This is a genomic window from Paenibacillus gorillae, from assembly GCF_000513275.1.
In the GTDB taxonomy this organism is placed as follows: Bacteria; Bacillota; Bacilli; order Paenibacillales; family Paenibacillaceae; genus Pristimantibacillus; species Pristimantibacillus gorillae.
Genome location: NZ_CBVJ010000057.1, coordinates 1 through 1,418, shown reverse-complemented (window position 1 = coordinate 1,418; position 1,418 = coordinate 1). Strand labels below are relative to the sequence as shown.

Here is a 1,418-nt window from a genome sequence, read left to right as displayed (position 1 = left end):
GGATGAACTATCGTACAACCGTATAGAACACAAGATGACATAGAAACCGAATAAGCCTTATTATAGGAGTAAGGTTTTGGAAGGAGGCCGCCCGCAATTGAACATTCGAACAGAAAGTCCGCAGGACTATGACGCCGTTTATGCTCTGCATGATGCTGCTTTTGGCAATCAGGATGAGGAGTCCCAGATGGTGGAGAGGATTAGGAAGTCGGAAAATTTTGTGCCCGAGCTGTCGATTGTAGCGGAGCAGGGCGGAGAAATCGTTGGTCACTTGTTAATCAGCGGGGCAGCCTTGGTTGATCAAGAGCTGCGGCAAGAAGTTATGGTGCTGGCACCTCTGGCGGTTAGTCCAACGTACCAAAAACAAGGCATCGGCAGCGCGTTAATGCAGGAAGGACTAGACAGATGCCGGGCAATGGGCCACGGGCTTGTACTGCTGATCGGACATCCGGCGTATTACCCGCGTTTCGGTTTCAAACCAGTGACAGGACTCACGCTCAAGCAATTTGATGTGCCGGCTGATGTTTTTATGGTGAATGAGCTTATCGAAGGGGCATTAAGCCGTGCAAAAGGCGAATTGTTATATCCGGCTGCTTTTTTCGGTTAAGGTTATGACCACAACTAAAACAACTAAAAACCAGTTGAGAGCATGCCCTAAAGCAAGGCAAGGCATAAAATTAATATCCCACATCGAAAACAACGCTTTTTCCGCCTCAGCAGCGGCAAGAGCGTTGCTTTTTTACGTCAACAAAGTTTGTCTTTATCCTTCTCTTTAAAAACATTGCGGATCACATCGCCGCGGCTAATGATCCCTACCAGAACGCCATTACGCTCAACGGGCAGCTTTTTAATATGCTTTTCACCAAGCAGGGCGGCGACATTCTCGATCTCCTCGTTCCAGGCAACAGTAATGACCTTCCGTTTGGCAATGTCCATGACATTGGACTCCAACAGCTTGGAAGCGCGTTCATCGAATTTATCGTAATCGCCTCTCAGAATAGCCATGTAGTAGAAGTTGTTGATGACCAGATCCTTATGCTTCCCGATGAAACGCATAATATCCCCGTCACTGATGTACGCGACAATCTCATTCCGGTCATTCACGATGGGCAGACCGCTGATCTGATATTTGATGAATTTTTCAACGACATCCCTGACGAGGTCGTATTCTTTCACTTTGTAGACTTGTCTGATCATGATCTCGTGAGCCTGCATCGGTGTTCCTCCCCAGTGATTGGCCTCAATAATGAAGAAGTAATTGTAGAGTAAAATAGCACAGCCCACAGGGCTAGTCAACTTCAATTTTGCTGCTGTCAAGTACGGTTAATTCCAGTTGTTTTAGTAGTAAAGTTGTTTTATAATAAAAATATAGATTGGCAACCTATCTAATAAGGGCTGCATTAGATTTTTGCCAAAGG

At 46.1% G+C, this 1,418-nt stretch carries 2 protein-coding genes; one reads left to right on the top strand and one right to left on the bottom strand.

The genetic code is table 11. The annotated features are described in order from the left end of the window. Nucleotides 1-97: 97 nt before the first annotated feature. Nucleotides 98-607 carry a GNAT family N-acetyltransferase gene (locus TY10_RS10355; protein ID WP_042162973.1) on the top strand — a complete coding sequence of 170 codons (510 nt, stop codon included), beginning with the start codon at nucleotides 98-100 and terminating at the stop codon, nucleotides 605-607. Nucleotides 608-744: 137 nt separating this feature from the next. Here the strand turns inward: TY10_RS10355 and TY10_RS10350 are convergent, their stop codons facing one another. Continuing rightward, the gene (locus tag TY10_RS10350; protein ID WP_042162971.1) at nucleotides 745-1,215 is read right to left on the bottom strand and encodes a CBS domain-containing protein; all 471 of its coding nucleotides are present in this window, start codon (nucleotides 1,213-1,215) and stop codon (nucleotides 745-747) included. Between the last annotated feature and the right edge of the window lie 203 nt (nucleotides 1,216-1,418).

Bases quoted from the DNA above. Each gene is read 5' to 3' on its own strand.
- TY10_RS10350 (WP_042162971.1), bottom strand. From the start codon at position 1,215: ATGCAGGCTCACGAGATCATGATCAGACAAGTCTACAAAGTGAAAGAA.